This window comes from Acinetobacter sp. LCT-H3, assembly GCF_001866125.1.
Lineage (GTDB): Bacteria > Pseudomonadota > Gammaproteobacteria > Pseudomonadales > Moraxellaceae > Acinetobacter > Acinetobacter schindleri.
This window is the reverse complement of sequence record NZ_MODX01000021.1, coordinates 37,522-54,004: the sequence shown is the minus strand read 5'-3', so window position 1 is coordinate 54,004 and position 16,483 is coordinate 37,522. Positions and strand designations below refer to the sequence as shown.

The following is a 16,483-nucleotide window of genomic DNA, read 5'->3' as shown; positions in this document are numbered from 1 at the left end:
AAACTATGGGACAGCAGTGCCCTGTCGGGTGCTTTTTTATTGCTGGGTTTTTAAAGATTCAATTCAAAGCTTCTGCTCTCAATATCCTTCAGATGACCAAGCGAAAGTTAAGATTAAAGACCAAGTTCTGTCAGAATCTCTTTTCAATCTGTTCAGCTGGATAGGCACCCATGACTTTAAAACCATTCGAGAAAATAATTGCTGGGGTACCCTGAATATTTAGGGATTTAGCCAAGGCCAAGTTGCGTTCTACCGGATTGGCGCAGCGTTTGCCAGATTTAGGCTGAATACCTTTACTAATCAGATCATCCCAGGCTTGAGCCGGATTTTTTTCACAATAAATCTGTCGTGAAGGAGCTATAGATTGCGCTTTCAGTGGCAGAACAAAAGTGTAAATAGTTACGTCATTGAGCTTTTTAAGTTCTAGTTCAAGCTGTTTGCAATAGGGGCAATTGGGGTCAGAAAAAATCGCCAGCTGACGCTTGCCAGTGCCTCTTACTGTTTTCAATGCATCCTGTAAAGGCAGCTTTTTCCAGTCGATACTGTTCTGTTTCAGCACCAGATCCCGGGTAAGATTTTGCTTATCGGCAAGGCGAATCATAGACCCACCGATGAGATGCTTGGCATCCTCGTTCAGGTAAACCACTTGTCCATCCATAGAACCACTATAGATCCCTTTCATTTCAGTAGTCTGAAGATTTTCAATCTTCAGGTCTGGGCTATGTTTGGCCAGGTTAGCTTTGACTGTATTGATATCGGCAAAGCTAAGGCTCGTAGCCAATACCGTCATGGCCAGCAGTAGGATAGGTTTCAGCATGAATCTCCTGCTCATGTCAGAGTAAAGTAGTGCTGATTCTATGCGTTTTATGCAGAAAAATCAGATGATTTATGTACTGTCATGTTTTAGTATTTTTAATGTTTCACGTGGAACATAAACTGCTCATGAAATAGAAGTAACCGGATTAATCTCTACAGAAATATGCACGATTTCTTCATGAATAGAAATAGCGTCGCGTACCTGATCAGGGCTTAAATCTAGCGTAGTCTCCAGCGCCACAAAACAGGCGAACTTTCCTTTCCCAACGCGGGAAACATGCAGGTCAGACAGTTTTACGAAAGGACCAAATTCCGCAATAACTTCCCGGATTTCATCTACCACCGGTGCATCCATATCGGCATCCAGCAGGGTTTTGGCAGTCTGTTTCAATAAACCAATAGACCAGCGTGCGACCAGAACTGAGCCAACTATCCCGAGCACAGCATCCAGAATATCCCAGCCGAAATACTTACCGGCAAGCAGGGCTATGATGGCAAAGACTGAAGTCAGGGCATCTGCTACTACATGCATAAATGCTGCCTGATGATTCAGGTCATGCTGATGGTCAGAATGGCTAGGATGATACTCATGATCGTGGTGATGCCCATGAGCATGTTCATGTCCACCATCATGCAGCAACCAGGCACAGACCAGATTAATAAATAAACCTAAAATCGCAATAGGAATGGCTTCGTTATAGTGAATCTCTACCGGAGCAAACAGGCGTTCAATCGAATGGAAAGCCATAAAGCCCGCTATCACCAATAGCATGATGGCACTACTATAACCTGCCAGAATTTCAATGCGCCAGGTCCCCATATTAAAGCGAGGATCATCGGCATAATGACGTGCTGCTTTGTAGGCGGCAAAGGCAAGTCCCAAGGCCAGGACATGGGAACTCATATGCCAGCCATCTGCCAGCAAGGCCATGGATTGAAAGACCCAGCCACCCATAATCTCAAATACCATCATCACGGCAGTCAGGATTGTGGCGAGCAGTATTTTCTTTTGTGCCAGTGGATTGCCTTGATCAAACTGATGGTTGTGCTGTGGAGCGGTATTGTTTTGCATTCGAGTGGTCTTATTTATATACTCCCCCTTAGTATATTTATTTTTGGAGACTTGTGGTGAGTCATTTGCATGAAGATAAAAAAATATTAAATCGTGTACGGCGTTTAAAAGGTCAGATTCATGCGGTGGAAGCCTCACTGACACAACAAGAACCCAGCTGTATTGATGTGCTACAACAGGTCGCTGCCATTAAGGGGGCCGTGAATGGTCTGATGAATGAACTGATTGAGGAGCACCTTAGAGAGCATGTAATCAAAGATCCAGAAGCTGTCAATGAACAGGATCTTCAGGAATTTTTAAAATTGCTCAAGCGTTATAGCTGATTTTTCTGCCGAATATTTTCGTTTTGTTTACAGCAAGATAATTGACCGCTTTTTCATCTAACCGATACACTGCTTTCCATTCAAATTTTTATTCGACATCATTTTTCTGAAAGCGTGATGTTGAACTTCTATGGCAGCAGCATGACAATAAATACCACATGGCAACCATTCGCCATGGTTAGCCTTACATTGATTATGGGGACTATCGGCACGGCACTGGCCAGTCCGCTTTACCCTATTTATCAACAGGTTTGGCATCTATCTCCAAGCCAGATTACTTATATTTTTGTCGCCTATATGTTTGGCTGTCTAGGCACTCTGTTGTTTCTGGGACGAACCAGTAACAGTATTGGTTTTTTAAGAACCTTACAAATCGGCTTGGTATTTATCAGTCTAGGCTTAATCATTTCCGTCTTTGCAGACAATGCAGTGATTTTATCAGTGGGGCGTTTCATTATCGGGATTGCCTCAGGTCTCATGACCACTTCTGCCATGATTGGCATGATACAAACCATTCCAGAGAGTCATAAGCAGTTTGCGCCGCAACTGGTATCAATCCTGACTGCGGTTGGCTTTGGTTTGGGTCCTTTGGTCGGCGGAATCATTGCGCAGTTTTCTCAGATGCCACTGATCACTCCATATCTGCCTATTATTTGGGGGGCAGTACTATGTTTTATTGGCTTGTTCTGGTTAAAAGTGCCAGCATTTGAACGTCAGCCCTTTAGTATTGCACCGAAATTACTGCGTCCTGAGCCTCAATATCATGCTTTGTTTATGATCGTGGGTTTGACCGCATTTTGTGCCTTTGCTGCCTTTAGTTTATTTGCCTCACTGTCACCCTCTTTTCTGCAGGATATTCTGCCTTGGCATGGGCCTCTAGTCAGTGGTACCGCCATCACCTGCATTTTGCTGATTTCTGCCATGGTGCAGTTCTTTGCTAAAGCGGTTGCTGCAAAGAAATGTCTGAATATTGGTTTGATCATTATGTTTGCGAGTCTGATAAGTCTTGCACTGTGTATGCTCCTCAAAACGAGCATCTTATTTTTTGTCAGTGATATTCTGTTTGGAATTGGACATGGTTTTGCCTTGATGGGCGCATTTGGTGTGATTCATGCGATCACAACCTTACAGAATCGGGCCGCAGTCATGTCGACCTATCTGTTTGTGGGTTATTTAGGCACAATTGTGCCAATTATTGCAGTGGGTTATCTGGCCGATCATTTTGGCTTGGGTTTTGCTGTTATCAGCTTCTGTGCGGTGATTAGTATTTTATGTGTAGTTCTCTGGGTATCACATCAGAAACTGTGTGTAAAAGGCTGATATAAAAAACCCTCTATGGAGGGCTTTTTATATATCTTGAAGATTATTTTCCAATACAGAATGTAATTACAATTATATTTTTAATATAAATTAATATCTTATGATTTAAATTAAAACCTAGTGCCTAATAGGTGACTGATTATGTAACCACTAGGCACTTTTTAGCTGCTCCCCTTATTGGTGGCTCAGGTTCTTAATGATCGAATTATAAAGCTCCTCTTTTTTGTGGTGCTTATACTGCATATTACTTTTGATGTTCTTTTTTGGCTTCCACTTTTTGGTGGAGCGTAAATCTGCACTAACTATCTTTGAGCTAGTCAGTTATTCACTGAGTATCTTTAAGCTACTCACCAACCGTCTTTGATAGTGGTCAGTAAAATTTCAGATTTTAAATCCGCATTTCAAATATCGAATTAACTTAGCCGTCCAAGTGGTTGAGCAAGTCACTTGGTCACTTTTCAAATGTGAGCAAGATTGCCTATATCCTCAAATTAAGTGAATGCTCCTGATCCGCTACTACACTTTTAATGTAGTTAATAGATGCGCTCAACTTTGAGCTTATCTTTGTGAGTACCTGATAGTCATGTGCAAAAAATTTTTGTAAGTAACTTTAAGGTACTCGCATTTTGATATATCCCACTTAACGGAAATTTTCACTCAGTGCCAGTCGTGTAATTATCAGTCCCAAAAATTCGGGGGGTGGTCATCTTGACCATACCTTATTGTTTCTACGGCTGAACGCAATTTTACGCTGAGCTACTACGAAACTTTCGTAGTTCATCACTACTACAGAAAACTTCAGTTTTAAAAGCGATTGAAGAAGCGCAAAACTTATCTAAACTTAACGTTCAAAAAGCTAAAAATTTGTCCTTGGTCGTCCTCTACGATTTTTTAATTTTGTCTTAAGAAATGGAATCACAATATTTGGGTCATAAAGCTTTTTCCTCCCAACTCCCATATTAAATATTTCCAACCTTTTAGAAAGTGCTTGTCTAGATATTGGAAATCTTTTCATAAGCCATGCTAGATCAACCAAATCAGGATACTGTTCTACTTCTACTGCAATAACTGTAGCGCCGTAGATAGAGTCCCCAAGACATATTTTTGGCGGACTCTCAGACTCTACAGTGATGACATACTTTTGTTTAAACATTCTAGCTCTCCAATCGATTAAAAACCTTATAAAACCTAATATTTAAAACTGCCCAGGGTATAGACATTTGTTGACATTCAAACACTTTGAACTGGTTACTCAGGATATGCATAAAACCGCCCTGACTGCTCCATATAGCTATGTTTTATAAATGATGCACCTTTTGATCAAGTCAAAGCTTAAACCTCACAAAACCTCACATTTAGAACGGCAGGATTACGGCTAGATTGTCGGTTGTGCCTGTTATCAATTGTTATGGTCTGAACTTAGCAAAATTCAACATTCCAAACGCCGTACCTGTTAGTAAATGTTAGTCTGAACCTATCAAACCTATAGCTACAGACGGCGCACATGCTAAGAAATGCTAAGGTCACAATCTGACATTGAGAACCTGATAAAACATGAAATTAGAACAGCCCCATTACTACAAAATACTACTTTTCATTTGCTGCTCGGACTTTTCAAAACTTGTTATTTAAGCAGCGTTATTTGCTAAATGAGAAAAACAAAAGCCAATACAAGTATTAAGCTAATGGCATAAGGAGATTAATATGAGCAATACTGAATTACTGCAAGCTATCCTTTCAAAGATTGAAAGTTTAGAAAAAGCTTTGGCCAAAAAAGAATATTACCGGATCGGAACAAAAGAGTTTGCTACTAGAATGAATATATCTCAAAAAGAGTTGTATGCCCGTATTAAAGATGGCCGCATCAAATTACCTATGAAAGATGGGCGAAAAAACTACTGGCTGAATGACTATGTGAATGAGGTTGTGGTGGATAATGAAAGCCCGCTATTGTGAACTTTTCTAATGCCTCAAATATACACAACCTTGTGCCATGCTTCATGCTTTTAATGATTATTTAAACCCATTCAAATATGATCAAGATAATTCACTAAGAATATCGACATAAAATTATATTTTTTATTTGGTCGAAACATGGCATAAGGCTGTCGATTTTGATGTGGTAACAGGAAATCAGATATACAGGTTTTGATGTGGTAACAGCATTTTTTTGATGTAGTAACATGGTCCAGGTATATAAAATGATCAAAAGTACGGACATGGGATATACGGTCATAATTTTGGGACCTATCCATAAAAATTGAAATATAAACCTGACATTTGAACCCAATAAAACCCAACTACCGAACCTGTCAAAACCTGACATTAATACGGCGTACCTGTTAGGAAATGATAAGGTTCAAACCCAACAAAACCCTTCTTTAGAACCTCATAAAACCAGATACCAGGTATAATAGATCTAGGAAATAATAAGCAGCTTATGGCAGGTATGAACAGATGATTATTGATTTTGATAGTTCGATGTTAGATCCGAATATTGTTATTGCTGTTGCCTGTCTAAAGCTTAATGCCTACAAGCTGTTTCCATCAGATCCAAAAGTAAGAGAAGCATATTTTTCTAAAAATCTTCTTAAATTTTTAAATGAGCAAAATCTTTCTACAAATATTAATCAACAAGAATTAATGAAATATGTCTTAGAGACAAATATCCCAAGTAATTGGAAAGCTATTCATAGTGGTGGATATGCGGCTGGATCAATGTTGATTCATCTTTTAGCCATGAGTGCACAAGGGGAAAAGCCAGTAATAGAAAAAGCAAAGTACATGTTCCAAGAGTGGAATATGAAGAAGGACAGAGATAGCTTAAAACAGTACAAGAGCAAAGGGTCTTTAAAGTCTCTGCAGAATGCTTGGGGAGAATATAAAACAGTCGCTCATCTTTGGGCCTCAGATATCCTTGGGCTCGAAGATGAAATAACTATTCTTAATGTTAATGAAGAAAATCCAGCAGTTAAAAATAATAATTTAACAGCTAATCAGATTTTTGATCAGGATAGTCGCCTCTTTGTGGCACATATCAAAGCTATGGAAAATGACTATGAGAAATTAAATCTGGGTATTGATTTTATTCGTTTACCGCACTTTGAAGTTGGCTTTGTCGTAACAGGTATGAGTACAAAATGGACGGAAGAAAATAAACATATTTTTTCTAAGTACACCTTTATTTCAACAAAAAAATCCATATAAAACAAATATCTGATAATGGCAAAAATAACTTTCCATTTTTTAAAAAATAATTATGTGAATAATGGGATGTACCGCTTTAAAAGAAGCCACACAAAGGTACACTCCAGTGTTAATCAAAAAATCAGAAACATGCTCCCGACTAAGCTTAAGTGTTGATGGCTTACGAAAACTCCAATTAAAAGACCCTACCTTTCCAAAGCAAATTAAATTAGGCGACTCTAAACAATCGCCAGTGTTTTTTTGTGTTGAGGAGCTGGAACAATGGTTAAAAACTAAAAAAGAACAACGTAATACAGGGGTATCAGCATGAAAAATACCTCTTGTAGCAAATGGCTAGTTTTTAAAGACCAGAATTCAAAAGATAGTGCACGATTCAAAATTAAGCCCCTAAACAATCCAGAATATTCATTGGCTATGGTTAATTTAACCCTTGTAAGCCGGGACCTCTCAGCCGTCGACTTCTTTAACCAATTTGCAGAGATAGTCAGTCATCACCTGGTTACAGACTGGGAAAACATCTCCTTTAAAGAGAATGGTGAAGTGGTAAATGTAAATTATTCGCCTGAGAATGCTTTGAAGCTATTTCTTATGGGGAATTTGGGTTTAGAAATTCTTGGTTGGGTCGTTACTTCAGCATTTAGCCTGAACTCAGAAATGGGTGAGGGGGTCTAAATGATTCAAGAATCTAAATTAAGAATTGTCATCGACTCTAGAGGCGCTGAAAAAACAGCACAAAGGGTCAGACAGGAGCTGCAAGGCATCACCACACATGGTGAATATGCCACTAAGTCAATGGATGCAGTGTCAGTCGGGATTCGTCAGCTTGTAGGACAGATGGCCGGCATTGTGACGGTGGGTGCAGCTATCAATAAGATGGATGTCTATACAGGCATTAATAACAAATTGAAGCTCGTCACCAATTCACAAGCTGAACTGAATCAAGCAATGCAGGACACTTTTGCTATTGCTCAACGGTCAGCTTCCTCCTGGAGTGCAGTCAATGATGTGTATTCCAAATACATGTCTAACGCTAAAACTCTAAACCTGACTCAGGCTCAAACGGCGCGTCTAACTGAGATTACATCCAAAGCGGTTGCAATCAGTGGCTCTTCAACTGAATCAGCAGCAGGAGCTTTATTTCAGTATGGTCAGGCACTCGATGGTAATATCCTTCGTGCTGAAGAATATAACAGCTTGGTTGATGGTGCTGGCGGTTTACTTAGTGCTATGGCAAAAGGTTTGAATGTGACTCGGGGCGAACTGCGTCAGATGATGCTTGATGGCAAGCTGACAGGCGAAGTTATCACTAAGGCATTATTAAAAGCTGGTGATAGTGTTGATCAGTTGTTCAATAAGACAGATACAACGGTTGGACAATCACTCAACGTGCTAAGTGACAGCGTCACTAAATTTGTAGGTGAAGCTGCATCTGGATCCGGTGCTGCGACTATTCTTGCTGAATCAATCGGTGTACTTGCTAAAAATCTCGATCTGGTTGCAGATGTCGCCGTAGTGGGCGGTGTAGCAATGTTAACTAAAACAATTGTTACCCAAACGATAGCTACACATGGGTCTATCGCTGCCTCTGTAGCAAAGAGAAATAGCTTACTTTCTGAATTGGAGGCACAAGCTACATTAACTGCCGCTGAAGCAAGAAGAACGGCCTCTATTGCTCAATACACACAGATGCAATTGGCAGATGCTAAAGCCACAGCTGCACGTATGACCGGTATACAGCGTCTTGCTTATGTCCAGGCAACCGTTATTCCACTTGAAGCAAAGGCCACACAAGCTACGGCAGCACACACAGCAGCAACCAATGCAGATACCTTGGCTCAGGAAATCAATAATAAGGCTCGGTCTCGTGCCACTATGCTGCTTGGAATGGTAGGAGGGCCGATTGGTGCCATTACTTTAGGAGTGTCCGGTTTAGCAGCAGGCTATATGTACCTGCAGAAGCGCACAGCTGAAGCGAATGCAAAACTTGAAGAGCAAGGCAAAGTTGCTGAAAAGACCAAAGAAGAACTTCTTGCTTTAAAGGGTGTCCAGCTCGATGTTACTAAAGATGACCTTGCCACATCGTTTAAGGCCCAGAATGAAGAGCTGAATAAGCTGAATCTGGCTTTCAATGGCTTTATCCGAACTGTTAAAAATGCCAATGAAGGCAATCAGGAAGTTAAAGAAATTTCTGACCAGGTACATAAAGGACTTATGTCACAGGCAGATGCCATTGAGCGTTTAAATAAGCTCAAGCTACTTACTCCAGAACAGAAGTCTCAAGGCCTGGATCTAATCAACAGTTACGATGAAGCCAGAGAGAAAGCTCAGAAAAATGCTGAAGCTCAAAAAGTATTGGGAGTTGAGGTCAAACTAGCTGGTAACGCGGCACAGAATGCTTCGCCAAAAATTGCTGGTAATACTAAAGAGTTAAAAGAGAATGAATCTGCAGCACAAAAAGCCGCTAAAGCTCAAAAGGATTATTTTGATAGCTTGCACCAGGATGTTCTAAGTGCAAATGAGCGTCTTGCTTATATGAATCTAGGCTTCTCCAAAGAAACCATTGATCAGATTAATAAACTTCAGGAAGCCAAGCAAAAAGCATTGGGTGACGGCGTAACTGCAATCGTTACCACTGAAGAAATTAGCCAGATTGTCCAGGCACAAAATGCCCTTGATGCTGTCAAAGATAAAGAGGATGAAATAACCCAAGCCAAGAGAGAGCAAAACAAGGAGGCAGAGAAATCTGCCAAATTAGCTGAGAAACAGGCTGTAATCATGGCAGGGACCAATGAGCAGACTAAAAACATGCTTAAGGTCTATCAGGCGTTTAGAAATGCTGGTGTTGATGATGTTAAGGCACGAGTCTTAACTGCCCAGGTAGGTCGAGAAGGTGACTTCTTGAATAAAAACCTATTCGGCAGTCATACGGATGCTGCAAATAGAAAAACCAACTCAGGCATGATTTCTTGGCAGGGCTCACGTTCGAAGTCTTTAACTCAATACCTTCAAGGACAGGGTGTATTGGATAAAAAGGGCAATATTGAGCAGACTCAAGAGGCGCTTAATGCTCAAGCCAAATTCTTTATTCAGGAGATAATGACTGAAAAGAGATATAGCCCTTCCAAAAATGCATTACTTGGAGACAGTTCAAGTTATAGAGAGCTTGAAAAAGTATTTGGTAAAAATGCAATTGCCTGGGATTACAACGGTAAAAACATTGGTTCAGACAAGGCTGCAAAAAACCTGGCTCGCCAAGACAATTACTACAACTCCCTAAATAAGATTCTAGGAGGTGACCCAGAAAACGCCCTTAGTTCAATCAAGGATCTGGCCAAGTATGACGATGAGGCATACAAGGCACGTAAAGACCTCCTGGATCGAATTGAACAGCTTCAATCTCAATACGATACCGAAGCAGTTGCCCGCAGCAAGGCACGTGATGAAGAGATTCTACAGGCAACTATTCTTAGTCAAAATGATTTGATTCCTAAAATTAAAGAAAGATATGACGCAGAAGACAAACTGGCCAAACTCCAACAAGAGTTTGATGTAGAGGGTCATAAGTGGACTGAGGAAAGGAAGCTTCAATACACTTATGACACCAATGTTCTACGCCTAACAGCTGAAGGTAAGTTTTCAGAAGATCAGAAGAAGATTTTCGAGAAAGCACTTAAAGAACAGTATGAGCAGGAAAAGGCTTTTGTGGTTCTTGCGTGGGAGACTCGCTTGTTTCAAATGCGTGAAGCTCTTATGTCCGAAACCGCAGCCATACAAGAACGCTACCGCTTGGAGCGCGAGCAGATTCTCCTAAACTCCAAATTAAGCCAAGACCAGAAAAAGCGTGAAATTGCCTTAAGCAAAGCTTTGCAGGAGGAAGAAAATCGCAGACGTTTAAATAATGCAGTTCAGCAATGGGGTGGCATCCAGGCTGAAATGAATGGCACTGGCGATCGGTATAGCTTGGAGCAACAGAGATTTAGCCGATATGACGCTTCTCAGGATGTGTTTGATGCGCAAATGAGTCAAGTGGATCAGGCCGCTCAAGATCCTAATGCCAATATGGAGGAACTTGCAGCGCAGCGTGAAGCGATTTGGCAGGCGCATCACGACCGGATGACAGCTATTGAATCCGATTATCAGGCTTCGTCTTATAGTCTTCAACTTGGTTATGGTCAACAGGTAACAGGCGCACTTTCAGGAATGTTTGGTGCGATGCTTGGTGAGTCATCATCTGCATATCGTGCTTTATATGAAGCACAGCGGTCATTCGCTCTTGCTCAGGCAGGTATGAACGTCTGGAAGTCCGCATCTGATGCTTATGCGAATGAGCCAGGAACTTGGTATCAAAAGGCTGCTGCAGCTGCAATAGCAACTTTAGAATCTGGAACATTTGTTTCATTGATTCAGGCTGCTACCCCTAAAGGCTTTGCTGAAGGAGGGTTCACTGGTTATGGCGGTAAATATGAACCGGCAGGTATCGTTCATAAGTGGGAAGGTGTTCTTACTAAAGAAGAGATGATGGCCATTGGTGGTCCGCAAGGCTTTGAAGGGCTGAGAAAATCCATCAAGAATGGTAGTTATGCGAATGGTGGTGTAGCTGGTATTAATGCTGCTAGAGATACCCACCGTGTCGGTATGGGCGCTGTGAATGCGATTAATTCGGGTGGCTCTGGTGGAAAAGCTGTCATTCAACCTAAAGTCACTATTATCAATCAAACCACAAAGGAGGTTAATGCAACTTCAGAGTGGGATGGTGATGAGCTTAAAGTTTACCTTCAGGAAATGCGTAAACAGAATGAAGCAATGATGGATGCCAAAATCGAAAAGCGTTTTAGAATGGCTGGACGGCAAGGCTGGAAATGAAAAGCACTTGATCGAGAATCGCGAACCGGAAGGAAAGTTAAGTCTTGAGATGGTGGAAAAATTTTTTGATTTTCATATTAATGATTTAAAAAACCCCGATTAATCGTAAAAAATAAACTGCCTTCGGGCAGTCCTTCTTGGAGAATAAATATGACCTTAAAAGTAGCAATTCAACAAAGCAAAGAAGTCGCGCTTTGGAAAGAATATAAAGATGGCGAGGGAAATGTATTAGCTGAATTTAAGATTCGTGGCTCTGATTACAAAGCTTACCGGGTAGCGGTTGAACGTGCACGAAATCAGTTGTCATCTAAGGGTTATGATGTGGCGACTGCTGGTAGTGATGACAAGCTTTATCATGAGCTGCTGCTTGAAGCTGCTGCATGTCACCTGGTAGCCGACTGGAAAGGTGTTGTCTTTGTTGAGGATGGCAAGGAAATTGAACCGGAATGTTCACCTGAGAATGCAACCAAGCTTTTCAACATGGGTGACATCGGTGTGGCAATCTGGGCATTTGTGAAAGCACAGTCTGACCAAATACAATCCGAAGCAAATAGCTATCGAGATGAAGTATTGGGAAAGTCCAAGGACTCTACAAATACCTCCAGTTCGCCAGTGAAGAAGAAGCGGGCGAGCACAACCAAAAGCAACGAGCAATAGCTGAAGCGACAGGCAGAAAGCCGCCAGAAGAAGTCAAAAGACCTGAGTATAGCTATACAGCCAACGCATTAATTGAAGCCTACAATGTCATTTCACGCTCACGTAGATATGAGCAAGGCACACCACTAGCCTTAAGCATTGCTGATCTGAATGCCTATTGTGAGCAGTATGAATTACCAGTAGAGCGTTATATTTTTAATGCTGTCATCTTTGATCTGGATAACCGGTTTATTGATGAGGCTTATAAGAAGATGAGTAAGAAATCAGCGTAGGTTGGTTTCTTTTTCTACAGGGAATTAGTATCTTGTGTTTATTTATAAGAGGGTATTCACATGAAAAAAATATTAGTAATTTGCTTATTAATGCTCGCCGTACAGGTTGAAGCTAAAAATAAATATGAGCCTGAATGCAAGGTGAGTGGCTTTAATAATGAAACTATATGTTTTGTGAAGCCGTATGGTACATGGGTAGATAATAAGAAAACAGCTTTAAGTTTTGTTTCATTCGGGGGCACATGGACAAGCACTGCGCCAGAAAATGTAGGGTTATCTATTTTTTATGGCGATGCAGCAACGAATATTAAGTCTGTAGCCTTCAATATTGATGGAAATATAACTGAATTTAATGTTGATATTCTTTCTAATAAAGTGAGCAGACAAGGGCGTCTATCCAATACTACGGCGTTAGCGATAATCCCAGTCGATTACCTGCAACAGTTAGTGCAGGCGAAAAATGCTAAATATCGTGTATCAACTATATCGGATGGATATAGGGAAGGGTCTTTTTACTCTGTAAAGGGGGTAGCTTCTGAGCCTATTACTACATTGAAAGCTTTGCTTGATAGGGTTCAATAATCTACTTGATATTAATAAAAAAAGAATCTCGAGATGATTTTCAAGGCTCAAATCTTAGACTGGTCCTTATTAATTAGATACTTCCCTCACTACCAAAGAGTAAATAGAAAAATGGAAAATAAGAGTTCTTTAAAGGAAGGATTTAGTTTCAAGCTAATTGGATTTAATCAATCATTAGTAGATCAACTCAGTCCATTTTTTAATAAATCTATTTTTGAGCTTTCGAAACTTATCGATATCTCAACTCTAGAAGGCCTTTCCTTTGCAATAGGGGATGAAGAGTACCTACAAGAACTGAAATCCTTTAATGACTATCTCACTCCGTCTAGTGGCGCTGCGGTGGGAATTGCAATGACACTTACTCATATTGATAGAGATTACAGTCGAAATTACATTATTGTGAACTGCAGGCATCTTGGACTCGAATACTTTTTAAAAGAATATACTGGACCGGTTTCTCAAGAAGATATGAATAGGGTAGTGAGTGATTTCCTCCATACTTTATTTCATGAGTTTTGTCATGTGTTTGGGTACCAAGAAATGCTTGAAAATTCTCCCGGATTGTTGACCAGAGATAGGTTTGAAAATGACTGGGAAGGGTTTATGCACTTAGTATCCTTTACATGCTGGGACGAATACCAAGTATGCGGTTGGGCAAATATGATCGGATCTGATCAGCAGGATAGATATGAGTCTATTCTTTTAAATGTAATGAATCAATTTGATGCTTCCATAAAGCAAGTATTCAGGGAGTATTTAGGGAGTACAGAGAATTCAAGATTCCTTACCTTATTCAATAATACGGCAATATTAGTCTTAGACTTATTTAAATACTCATCCTACTATTTGGGCGATTTGTCCACCAAGGATGATGCCATTATTAGCGATGAAGTAAGCTCACATAAGCTTTATGACGTGATAAGCACTTTGAATGAAATGCTATCTTCATTAAAAAGCAAGGTAGATACAGGCATAGTAGAGAACACTGATTTCTACAAAATCGGTGAATATGCTCAACAGGTCGCTGCAGACTTGGGATTGATCGTAGAACCAGTTGATAAGAACAATATGTTTGTTAATCTAAGCAGATCTGCTCAAACAAGAATCCTATACGCCTAATCAGTCTAGCTGTCTTTAAAGTTGCCCCTAAATAGGGGCATTTTTGTTATACGTAGTCATACAAGATAGGTACTCCTTAAAAACGGCGTAAACCTTGCTGTGCTTAGTTTTGAGCATAGTTTTGATGGTCTTTTTAATGTAGTGCTGTAAAACAAGAAATTAGGTCAAAATTCTTTACGTAGCTATACAAAACCCAGGGATTTACCTTGATGTACCTTGATGAAATCAAGCAACCGTCAAGAAACGGTAAACCTTGCTGCATATAGCTTTGAAGCTGTTTTGATGGTCTTTCTACTGGTTGCACATCAAGGAAACGAAATAAGCGCCGTAAAGAATAATTTAAGGCCATTTACTGATACGTACTGATACGGATTTTGTACGACGTAGAACGACAAAACAGGGGGTAATTATTCCATTTATGTCTTTTGCGAAACAAACCCTATGAAAGAAGCATTTTTATCTAATTAGACTGTGCCGATCTAAATCAATCCAAAGCTCATTTTTGGCATAAAGCAGCATTTGCGAAACAATCCTATGAAAGAGCATTTTGAGCAGTTCATATTGGCTTAATTTCGAATTTTCGGAGTCCATAAAAAAGGGGGGTGCCTACATGGTGATAATGACCATTCAGCCAATAAAAAGCCCCCAGTGAAGGAGGCTGCTTTTAAATATTTACTATTTATCTATATCTTTTAATAACGGCAAATTAGATTGAGATTCTAATTTTTTCATTGCTGGAGAATTTTGTAAGCTTTTCCGTTGGGATGCTGCCATTAAGCTTAGTTGTTTATAACGCTCAGCCTGACTCAAACCTTGAGATATCAAAAAAGCATTTTGACCTTCTAGGTTTGCTAGTAAGGTATTTTCAATAGTTGAATGATGGTCTCGTTGATTACCTTGTAAATTCGGATTTTTTGTTTTCCACTGCTTATTTGTTTGACCAAATACAATCATATTTAATAGGTCTGCTTCACTAGCATATACAAATCCTTGTTTTGGTTTTGGTAATGAGTCAACTATATGTTCTTTAATTGCATCAGTTTGAATCCGATAGTTAACTTTTGCTAACTCTCTATTGAACTGCCATTCTATAGAATTGACTTGAGCTTCCTGTTCTTTTAAACGCTGAAACTCTTTAATCAAATAGAGTTTAAATTCAGGGCTTAGCCAAGAACCAAATTCAAATGCAATGTCTTTATGAGCATAAGTTCCCCCATAACGCCCAGCTTTAGAGACAAGTCCGATAGCATTTACTGAGTCAATCCAACGCTTTGCAGATAGATGAAACCTATTTGAGCCTGCCTGATTTTTAATTCCCTCGAATTCGAGGGAATTAAAATCATGATTATTTATTTGTTCCCAAACACCTAAAAACTCAATGGTATCTTTATTTCTAAGCCATGACTCTATAAGCGCTGAACTACCTTCAAAACCTGCAACCATATCTGTCAAGCTGATATAGTCTTGTTCATTAACGGATGAAACAGAAATTTCAATATTGTTTACTAAAATAGTTCTTTTACTTTGGGCCACAAAATTCTCCAAATTTATGTATTACTCAATAAATTATGCTAAATAAATTGATCTATTCAATAGAATATAAACACTTTGCATTTGTTCAGCTAGTTATTCATTATCATGGGCATATTTTGGCTAAAATCAGGGTACGGGGTAGTAATTAAAGCAATTGCAGCTCATCGGCTCGAATCTCGGTTATTTCCTTTTCTGATCCGCTTTTGTCCTTCCACTTCCTAGTACGCAATGAGCCTTCGATATAAACCTTTCCGCCTTTCTTGAGGTACTTACTAGCAATCTCGGCTAAGCGGTTGCTGGTGGTGATTCTGTGCCATTCTGTGGCCTCTTTGCGTTCGCCTGTGGTCTTATCCTTCCAAAACTCAGTAGTTGCAACGCTGAATGTCGTAATGCTGCCACCGTTGGGGAATTGCTTTGTTTCAGGGTCACGGCCTAATACACCCATCACAGTTACTTTGTTTACGTTTGGCATTGTTCAATCTCTTAATATGCTTGTACTTGTATATGTGTAATTTTAGGTGGACATGGTGGACAAAGTGGACATTCGCTTATATATGCATGATTTTAAATAATTAAATCTGTCCACTCATAGGAAAAAAAATATATAAAAAAAGTGGACATTAAAATCATAGTAGGTGGACAAGATATATGTGCCTTAAGTCATGTCCACCTTATGTCCACCTATTAAAATATATATATTTATACAAAGTGGACATAAT

The 16,483-nt window shown here is 39.9% G+C and carries 15 protein-coding genes; 10 read left to right on the top strand and 5 right to left on the bottom strand.

All coding sequences use genetic code 11. From position 1 onward, the window contains the following. Window positions 1-130: 130 nt before the first annotated feature. Window positions 131-817: a DsbC family protein gene (locus BK820_RS11380; protein WP_071320982.1), complete on the bottom strand. Its 687-nt coding sequence runs from the start codon at window positions 815-817 to the stop codon at window positions 131-133. A 123-nt stretch (window positions 818-940) separates the two neighbouring features. Further along, window positions 941-1,888, bottom strand: a complete 948-nt coding sequence (gene dmeF / locus BK820_RS11375; protein ID WP_071320981.1) for a CDF family Co(II)/Ni(II) efflux transporter DmeF — start codon at window positions 1,886-1,888, stop codon at window positions 941-943. A gap of 56 nt (window positions 1,889-1,944) precedes the next feature. Here dmeF and BK820_RS11370 point away from each other — a divergent pair, with 56 nt between their 5' ends. Continuing rightward, window positions 1,945-2,211 (top strand): metal/formaldehyde-sensitive transcriptional repressor, encoded by a 267-nt coding sequence (locus BK820_RS11370; protein ID WP_071320980.1) that lies wholly within the window; start codon window positions 1,945-1,947, stop codon window positions 2,209-2,211. Between the two features lie 117 nt (window positions 2,212-2,328). Further along, window positions 2,329-3,531: an MFS transporter gene (locus BK820_RS11365; protein ID WP_458645923.1), complete on the top strand. Its 1,203-nt coding sequence runs from the start codon at window positions 2,329-2,331 to the stop codon at window positions 3,529-3,531. 856 nt (window positions 3,532-4,387) lie between these two features. On the opposite strand, the gene BK820_RS11360 is transcribed toward BK820_RS11365, so the two are convergent. Beyond that, window positions 4,388-4,684: a hypothetical protein gene (locus BK820_RS11360; RefSeq protein WP_071320978.1), complete on the bottom strand. Its 297-nt coding sequence runs from the start codon at window positions 4,682-4,684 to the stop codon at window positions 4,388-4,390. Window positions 4,685-5,235: 551 nt separating this feature from the next. Here BK820_RS11360 and BK820_RS11355 point away from each other — a divergent pair. The 8 genes from BK820_RS11355 (at window position 5,236) to BK820_RS11320 (ending at window position 14,231) form a co-directional block, all read left to right on the top strand. Continuing rightward, entirely contained in the window at window positions 5,236-5,487 is a 252-nt protein-coding gene (locus tag BK820_RS11355) for a hypothetical protein (RefSeq protein ID WP_228715839.1), read from the top strand. A gap of 501 nt (window positions 5,488-5,988) precedes the next feature. Next, entirely contained in the window at window positions 5,989-6,738 is a 750-nt protein-coding gene (locus tag BK820_RS11350; protein WP_071320977.1) for a hypothetical protein, read from the top strand. A 61-nt stretch (window positions 6,739-6,799) separates the two neighbouring features. Next, the gene (locus tag BK820_RS11345) at window positions 6,800-7,048 is read left to right on the top strand and encodes a helix-turn-helix transcriptional regulator (RefSeq protein ID WP_071320976.1); all 249 of its coding nucleotides are present in this window, start codon (window positions 6,800-6,802) and stop codon (window positions 7,046-7,048) included. Continuing rightward, window positions 7,045-7,410: a phage-derived protein YdaY family protein gene (locus BK820_RS11340; RefSeq protein WP_071320975.1), complete on the top strand. Its 366-nt coding sequence runs from the start codon at window positions 7,045-7,047 to the stop codon at window positions 7,408-7,410. The genes BK820_RS11345 and BK820_RS11340 overlap by 4 nt, the downstream gene beginning before the upstream one ends. Further along, window positions 7,411-11,601: a tape measure protein gene (locus tag BK820_RS11335; RefSeq protein WP_071320974.1), complete on the top strand. Its 4,191-nt coding sequence runs from the start codon at window positions 7,411-7,413 to the stop codon at window positions 11,599-11,601. Window positions 11,602-11,751: 150 nt separating this feature from the next. Then, window positions 11,752-12,258: a phage-derived protein YdaY family protein gene (locus tag BK820_RS11330; protein ID WP_071320973.1), complete on the top strand. Its 507-nt coding sequence runs from the start codon at window positions 11,752-11,754 to the stop codon at window positions 12,256-12,258. Window positions 12,259-12,590: 332 nt separating this feature from the next. Continuing rightward, a complete protein-coding gene (locus BK820_RS11325) occupies window positions 12,591-13,112 on the top strand; it encodes a hypothetical protein (RefSeq protein WP_071320972.1) in 522 nt (173 codons plus the stop codon). A gap of 111 nt (window positions 13,113-13,223) precedes the next feature. Beyond that, on the top strand, window positions 13,224-14,231 hold the full coding sequence (locus BK820_RS11320; protein ID WP_071320987.1) for a hypothetical protein: 1,008 nt from the start codon (window positions 13,224-13,226) through the stop codon (window positions 14,229-14,231). 675 nt (window positions 14,232-14,906) lie between these two features. Here the strand turns inward: BK820_RS11320 and BK820_RS11315 are convergent. Beyond that, complete coding sequence (locus tag BK820_RS11315; RefSeq protein ID WP_081409060.1) at window positions 14,907-15,764, bottom strand: KilA-N domain-containing protein; 858 nt, start codon at window positions 15,762-15,764, stop codon at window positions 14,907-14,909. Between the two features lie 145 nt (window positions 15,765-15,909). Continuing rightward, the gene (gene ssb / locus BK820_RS11310) at window positions 15,910-16,236 is read right to left on the bottom strand and encodes a single-stranded DNA-binding protein (protein ID WP_071320971.1); all 327 of its coding nucleotides are present in this window, start codon (window positions 16,234-16,236) and stop codon (window positions 15,910-15,912) included. Window positions 16,237-16,483 lie beyond the last annotated feature (247 nt).

Coding starts and splice junctions, on each gene's coding strand:
- BK820_RS11380 (WP_071320982.1), bottom strand. CDS start 817: ATGCTGAAACCTATCCTACTGCTGGCCATGACGGTATTGGCTACGAGC.
- dmeF (WP_071320981.1), bottom strand. CDS start 1,888: ATGCAAAACAATACCGCTCCACAGCACAACCATCAGTTTGATCAAGGC.
- BK820_RS11365 (WP_458645923.1), top strand. CDS start 2,329: ATGTTGAACTTCTATGGCAGCAGCATGACAATAAATACCACATGGCAA.
- BK820_RS11360 (WP_071320978.1), bottom strand. CDS start 4,684: ATGTTTAAACAAAAGTATGTCATCACTGTAGAGTCTGAGAGTCCGCCA.
- BK820_RS11355 (WP_228715839.1), top strand. CDS start 5,236: ATGAGCAATACTGAATTACTGCAAGCTATCCTTTCAAAGATTGAAAGT.
- BK820_RS11350 (WP_071320977.1), top strand. CDS start 5,989: ATGATTATTGATTTTGATAGTTCGATGTTAGATCCGAATATTGTTATT.
- BK820_RS11345 (WP_071320976.1), top strand. CDS start 6,800: ATGGGATGTACCGCTTTAAAAGAAGCCACACAAAGGTACACTCCAGTG.
- BK820_RS11340 (WP_071320975.1), top strand. CDS start 7,045: ATGAAAAATACCTCTTGTAGCAAATGGCTAGTTTTTAAAGACCAGAAT.
- BK820_RS11335 (WP_071320974.1), top strand. CDS start 7,411: ATGATTCAAGAATCTAAATTAAGAATTGTCATCGACTCTAGAGGCGCT.
- BK820_RS11330 (WP_071320973.1), top strand. CDS start 11,752: ATGACCTTAAAAGTAGCAATTCAACAAAGCAAAGAAGTCGCGCTTTGG.
- BK820_RS11325 (WP_071320972.1), top strand. CDS start 12,591: ATGAAAAAAATATTAGTAATTTGCTTATTAATGCTCGCCGTACAGGTT.
- BK820_RS11320 (WP_071320987.1), top strand. CDS start 13,224: ATGGAAAATAAGAGTTCTTTAAAGGAAGGATTTAGTTTCAAGCTAATT.
- ssb (WP_071320971.1), bottom strand. CDS start 16,236: ATGCCAAACGTAAACAAAGTAACTGTGATGGGTGTATTAGGCCGTGAC.